Source organism: Cnuella takakiae (genome assembly GCF_001953305.1).
In the GTDB taxonomy this organism is placed as follows: Bacteria; Bacteroidota; Bacteroidia; order Chitinophagales; family Chitinophagaceae; genus Flavisolibacter; species Flavisolibacter takakiae.
On the sequence record NZ_MTFE01000010.1, the window covers coordinates 2,326,335 to 2,333,054 of the forward strand.

General features: G+C 52.8%; 5 protein-coding genes. All 5 read right to left on the reverse strand.

Annotation, left to right across the window (positions count from 1 at the left end; genetic code table 11):
• The coding region (locus tag BUE76_RS24465; protein WP_216820652.1) for a response regulator at positions 1-227 on the reverse strand (227 nt) is incomplete at its 3' end.
• A gap of 242 nt (positions 228-469) precedes the next feature.
• The gene (locus BUE76_RS10180; RefSeq protein ID WP_073048202.1) at positions 470-3,223 is read right to left on the reverse strand and encodes a response regulator; all 2,754 of its coding nucleotides are present in this window, start codon (positions 3,221-3,223) and stop codon (positions 470-472) included.
• Between the two features lies 1 nt (position 3,224).
• Positions 3,225-3,770, reverse strand: a complete 546-nt coding sequence (locus BUE76_RS10185; protein WP_073048205.1) for a heme NO-binding domain-containing protein — start codon at positions 3,768-3,770, stop codon at positions 3,225-3,227.
• A gap of 146 nt (positions 3,771-3,916) precedes the next feature.
• Positions 3,917-5,827 (reverse strand): PAS domain-containing sensor histidine kinase, encoded by a 1,911-nt coding sequence (locus BUE76_RS10190; protein WP_083596719.1) that lies wholly within the window; start codon positions 5,825-5,827, stop codon positions 3,917-3,919.
• Between the two features lie 147 nt (positions 5,828-5,974).
• Entirely contained in the window at positions 5,975-6,628 is a 654-nt protein-coding gene (locus BUE76_RS10195; protein WP_073048212.1) for a flavin reductase family protein, read from the reverse strand.
• Positions 6,629-6,720 lie beyond the last annotated feature (92 nt).

A 6,720-nucleotide genomic window follows, 5' to 3' on the forward strand; every position in this document is an offset into this window, starting at 1 on the left:
AAAGTATCCCTGCCGTCGAGCAAAGGCATATTCATATCCAGGACAACCAAGGAAGGTACCTCGTTAGAATAGCTGGATTCCATCATAAACGCAAGTGCTTCCACGCCACTGCCAACTTCAACCAATCGAGCCTGTTCGGAAAGCCTGTTGAAGGCTTTGCGTATTTGTAACTTATCCTCTTCAGAGTCTTCCGCCCAGAGAACAATGAAATTTTTGTTTGCTGTCATTACTAAAATGTTTGCCCCTTCTGAAGAACTGCCCTTCACAAGAAGAAAGAATATTGAATTTAAAGGTTTATAAAAAGTAGGTTCCTTAAATGAGTATTCGACGAAATGCTATTGATACATGTTGTACTTCCGTATTGAATATGTCAAATGGATTCAGGTAAACGGAATTTTTACCTAGTATTTTGGTGCAGGCAAAGAATTGCGAAAAGGGTGCCGGGTGTTTTGTTATTCTATTCAAAGCCTTAATTGGCTTTAACCGGATATTTTGCGGTAAGCTCCGCTACCAGTGTATTAATGGTGTCAATAACCTGTTGGGCAGGTTCAGCTAAGGGGGCTTCCATTGCCGCTTTTTTTCTCAGCGTATTCATTTGCTCCTGCAGTTGATTGGCTTTTGCCAGTTCCACGCCGGGCAGTACCCGGTGCAGGATGCGGCGAACGGTTTCACGGTCCTGCTGTACGGTAGCGGCTTCCAGCTCGGAAGCGGCCTGCTCCAGGTCGGTAGCAAGGGTTTGAACCAATTCGCTAAACAGGGCGGCATTGCCCCCTGCAATAGCCTCCAGCTGGGAGAGGTCAAAATTTGTTTGTTCTAAAAGGGCAGGCGTTGTAAATGCAACGGTGTGCTGGGTCGAAAAGGCCAGCAACCTAGCCATTTTGTCCAGCAGTTCCTGTTCGGCAAATGGCTTGGGCAGGTAGTCGTTCATGCCTGCCTGCAGGCACACTTCGTTCTCACCCTTGATGGCATTGGCGGTAAGCGCAATTACCGGTATGGGCAACTGCATTTGCCGGCGAATGTGGCGGGTGGCTTCCAGTCCATCCATTACGGGCATCTGCACGTCCATCAGCACCAGGTCGAAATGACCCGATTCCAGTTGCTCGATGGCTTCGGCGCCATTCACGGCTTCGGTGATTTCCATACCTGCGGCCTTCAGCACAATGCGGGCTACCAGGCGGTTCATGGCATTATCATCTACCAGCAGTACACTGCGGCCCCGGAGGGTAGCGGTTTCCACCACTGCCAATTCGTTGGGTGCCTGGTTGCCGGTATTGCCTTTTTCAAACGGGATACAAATGGTCACCGTGGTGCCCAGGTTCAGGGTGCTGTCGATGGAAATGCTGCCATTCATCAACTGCACCAGCTGGTGTGTAATGCTCATGCCCAAGCCGGTACCGCCAAAGCGGCGGCTGGTGTGCTGCTCCTGCTGGCTGAAGGTTTCAAACAGGCGGGGCAGGTACTGCGGGTCGATGCCCACACCGGTGTCCTTTACCACAAAACAAACCTGCTGGCTTCCGGCATCTTCGGCTTTCAGCCTGCATTCGAGGCTGACATTGCCTTTTTCGGTAAACTTCACGGCATTGCCAATGATGTTCACCAGTATCTGGTTGAGGCGGTAGGGATCGCCTATAAGGTTGGGTGCAATACCGGGACCGAAGCGGGCGGTGAGGCCCAGGCCTTTCTCATCGGCACGCTGCTGCAGCAGCAAAAGCGATTTTTCGGCAAAGCTTTGCAGGTTGAAGGGTATATGCTCCAGGGAAAGCTTGCCGGCTTCCATTTTGGAAAAGTCCAGCACATCGTTGAGGATCACCAGCATATTGTCGGCGGCCGTAACAATGGTATTGACAAAAAGCTCCTGTTCGGCATCGCCTTTTTTCTTTTGCAGCTGCCGCCCCAGGCCCAGGATGGCATTCATGGGCGTGCGTATTTCGTGGCTCATATTTGCCAGGAACTGCTGCTTCGCTTTTGCCGATGCCTCTGCTGCATCGCGGGCTTCCACCAGGGCCTGGTGGGTGGCCTTGTGTTCGGTGATGTCGAGGTGGATGCCAATAGACCCGATGAGGGTGCCGCCATCATCAAAAAGGGGTGCACCGCTGATCAGCCACCAGCGGGCATTGCCATGGCGGTCGGTTACAGGCAGTTCATAAGCATCCGATATACCCTGAGTGCGGGTTTTATTCTTGGCTTTCAGCATTTCCTGCTCATTCGCCGCCAGGAAGAGGGGGGCAGCCTGCTGGCCGATGAGCTCCTCCGGAGTATAACCGCTCATTTCACAAAAGCTCTGGTTTACATAGCGGATGCAGTCGTTGAGGTCTACTTCCATCAGGCCCAGGTGCATGTTGGCGATGATGCGGCGGTATTTTTCTTCCTTCCTGCGCAGTACCCGGTCGGCATTGATCTTTTCGGTTACATCGCGGTATTGCCACAGGTGGCCCAGGTACTGGTCGCCATCAAACAGGGGAACGAAATCGCGTTCAAAAGTACGGCCATCGGCCAGCTCCAGCCGGTCGTTCAGTACCAGCTGCCGATCTTGTAACACCTGGTTGATCCGCCAGACAAAAGCGGCAGGGTCAGTAAAAAGATCTTTGGTTTCCTCTGCCGAGTTGGCGCAGTTGGCGCCAGCCATATCTGCCGGTGAAAGGGGAATGTGAAAAAGGTCGCAGAACAGTTGGTTTACCAGTACGATGTTGCGGTGCTCGTCTTCCACCAGTACACCCGCCTGCAGGTTGGCAACCAGCTGCGAAAGGCGCTGGGTGTTGAGCGAGAGGGCCCGGTGCATGGACTGGAGGTCGTTGCGGGCAAGCTCCTGGGTTTTGAGGGTATAGAGCATGTCCACCATGGGGTCGAACAGGGCAAAATCATTGAGCCGCAAGCCCTTGGCCATTACCGACTCCATAGATGTAAACCAGGGTGTACCCAGAAAAAGCAGTTGCCCGCCGGAAGTAGGTTCTATCTGTCCCCGCCATACCTGGCCGGGATCGGCGCTCAGCCGCAACAGTACCAGCTGGCCCTGCAGGTCTTTCAGGCTTTGGTAGTTCAGTGCCGGCACCCTTGGGCGCATCAGTTCAAAAACATCGGTGAAAGCCTGTTGCTGGCGCAGGGGCAGCAGTTTGTCGAAGGAGGGGCCCCAGGATTGGAAACATAGCTCCGCATCTACCAGGAGGTAGAAAGGAAAAAGCCTGCGGAACTGATCTTCCGATAAATCAAAGGGTAGGGGTTGCATCTTATTGCCAGCTGATCGCAAATATAGCATGATCGTGACCGTTAGCCCTTGTTTGGGTTTGGCTTACGGTAATGGGTGTGTTGTACAGCAGTCCCAGCCCTTCCAGCAGTCCCTGCACAAATATTTCAAGACCCTGCCTTTGCGAGTAGTAGTGCACTTCCATTGCGCCGGTGCCTGTTTCTTTAACCACAAATTCGGGCGGGCATAGCTGGGGAAACATCAGCAGGATACGGTTGTGAAACTGTGGTAGCGACATCAGGAAATCGTGGAGGTTGCTGCCACCTGCTTCCATCAGGGCGCCATAGCGCTCCTTGCCGGTACGCATGATCCAGAAGTGGCCAAAGGCCCGCAGCACTTCGTCGAGGGGAAGCTTCAGTTCCTCAGATGCTGCCCGCGCCAGCTTAAAGGTGATGTCGTCGGGGTAAGGCTCGTTGCTGCTGAAAAAATCAACCCCAACCCCGCTTTTCTGTTTTACCCTGATCCAGGCGTCGCTGCCAAACTGCTCGGATACCAGTTCCTGGATGGCTTTGTTTACAATGCCGTACATATTTTCATAGACAGAACCTCCCGGAAAGAGGGCCTGTTTTTGGATTTTTAGCTGCCGGAAGGCTTTATTTTCCGAAGCTTGTTTTGAGGTGTAATAAGGTTTGTGAAGTTAAGTTTATTCCGTAAAAACATATTGGTTATCAGTTCTTAATCCTTTTTCAATGGGAGTTTTACCCTTACCGTGGTGCCGCTGCCCGGGGTACTGCTGATGTGGCAATGGCCCTGCATGCTCCGGGCACGCTCTTCCATGGACCGCAATCCAAGGTTGTTGCCCGGCTGCTGGAACCCGCAGCCGTCGTCGCGTACTTCCATGATGATGGAACCACCTTCCAAACCCAGGAAAACCGTTACCCTGTGGGCGGCGGCGTGGCGGGCAATATTGGTGAGGGCTTCGGAAAAAATGTGGTAAAGCGCTACCGCCACCCTGTTTTCGGGAAGCTGGTCTGCCAACTCGATTTCCAGGTTAACCGGTATGCCAAAGCTGCGCGAAAACTGCGCTGCATCCTGGCGCAGCACATCGGAGAGCCCCAGGTCTTCCAACTGATTGTTGCTGATGCTCCGGTTGAGGTGCCGCATGGTGTTGATGGCCGCCTCCATTTGTTTTTCCAGCTTTCCAAACTGCCGCAGCAAATCGCCATCCGGAAGCTGGAGCAGGCCAACAAGGTAGTTGAGCAGTATTTTGTTACTGGTAAGCTGTTGGCCCAGGTCGTCGTGCAATTCAGCAGAAATGCGGCGCCTTTCCGCCTCGCGGGCTTCCACCAGGGCAGCGGAAAGGCTGCTCACTTCGCTTTGTACTTTTTTCAATTCCGACAGGTCGCGGAAGGCAATATTGACCATACCGGAAATAGGGATAAACACTACCTGGTATACTTTGGCACTTACCGGAGAATGAAACTCAATGAACTGCTCGGTACCTGTGGTGCATGCCTGCCGAAAAGCTTTTTCAAAACCAGTACCCCTGAGGGCGGGGAACACATCCCACATCTTTTTGCCCAACACATCGGCTACCTCGAAAGGCAGGAACTCGGCGCCCTGCCTGTTGATGTGGAGGTAGCGACCTTCATGATCCACCTGGAACATGCTTTCCGGCACTTTATGGAGGATTTGTTGGAGCAGCTGAACCTGGCTGTTCAGGTTGATTTCCAGTTTCTCTGCCTTTGCGGATAGCCGCTCCAGTTGTTGTTTGCGGTCGGTGATATCTTTTAAAACCCAGAGGGTGCCCAGCTGCTGTTTGCTGTTTTCCTGTAATAGGGAAACGTGCAGTTCCACTATGGTTGTGCCCTGTGTCCGCAACTGCCATTCTTTTTTCCAGCTGCCTTTTTGCGCCAGCGCCTGTTCCAGCACTTGTGTGTCGGCAGGTTCCCACCCGGGTAGCAGGGTCCTGATGTCTGTACCCCCATTGGCACTTGCTCCCCACAGCATCTGGCCAAAGGGCCGGTTCCACTGCTGTAGTTCGTATTTGGGATTGGTAGTAGCAGTAGCATCGGGCAGGTGCTGTAATATGCCCATGCTAAACGCATGCTGCCGGCGCAGTGCCTGGGTGTTGCTGAAGTTGTGGTAAAGGGTATAAAAAAACAGAAGCAGGGTTACCGAAAGCAGGCAAAGCGTTACCAGCCGGATGCGTTCAATTTTTTTCTGGTTGGTTAGAGCGATTTTTTCATCGGCCCTGATGCGCTGGTGCACGTTGTACTGCAAGAAGTTGAGGGTGTGTGCCAGCTGCGCGCCTGCTGCTGAATCGGTATTGATGTCTCTTTGTAGTTGGGTGATAAAGGGCTGGTAAGCGGGCTCTTGTTGCAGCAAGGCTACCAGGCGGTAGGTGTGCTGGTTCCTTGTTAGGGCCCACTGCGTTGTACTGGCCTGCCGGGCTGCCACCATTTGGTCATGAGCCTGTTCCAGTTGGTTGATGGTTTCCAGCACCTCGTGGTCATATTGAGCCTGGTTCATATCCCGCTTGTGATTGCGGCTGTGGAGGGCAAATACCATGAGCAACAAGGCAATGCCTGCCACCATGATCAGTGCCAACACCGGGACAAGGCTATCGAGAACCCTTTTTTTCATAAACTCAGTACTGAGCTGGAGAATGAGTTGCTTTGTCCGTAGGGCTTAGGGTTGCCGACAAATCTAACGCATACAAAAGGCTATCCCATTTTGAAGTGCATCTAATTTATTGGCATAGGTGGTTACTCTTACAGGTGAAATTGCGCCTTAGCCTTTGTGTTGGTCGTCTGTATGAAGGGGAGTGGGCCTGGCATAAGGCAGGCGGCTGCACAGGGTGGTTTCAAAATAACCATCAAGGCCCAGCGATGCCATACTTTCTGCTTTGTGGAGGTGTAAAAAACCATCCTCTCCCAGCACTTCCGCGGCATTATGTATCCGCATGCATTTTACGGCGCCAATTACCAGGAAGGTGTCATTCCATTTGATAGGAACCACTTCTGCCAGCTCCAATGCATAGCTGATGCGGCTTTCGGCAACAAAGGGTGCAGGAATGCCCTCCTGGTAAGTAGGGGTAAGGCCACAGGCTTCGTACTCGCTGATATGCTCGGGCCATTTGGCGCTGCAGTTATGTGCCTGTTGCAGCATGCCCGGGTGGATATGGTTGATGGTATACCAGCCGGTGGCTTCAATATTGGCGAGGGTATGGGGGGCTGCAGCCCTGGGCCGGTTGATATACCCAATCAGTGCAGGATCGGAGCCCAGGTGGATGATGCTGCTGAACACACCCAGGTTGGTTTGCCCGCTGGCGTTGACGGTGCTGATGAGGGAAACACTTTTAAAACCGCTGAGGCTATTGAGCAGGTTGGCCCGGTAAAAACGCTCCTGTTTTTGGAAATCGGCTTCGGAAATGAGGTGCAACATGACCCCTTACAACAAACCAGCGGTTCTAATGTTCAGGTTTATGGCTCAGCTTGTGGTTATTTCTTAACAAAACAGCAGCTTGTTCAGGCGGG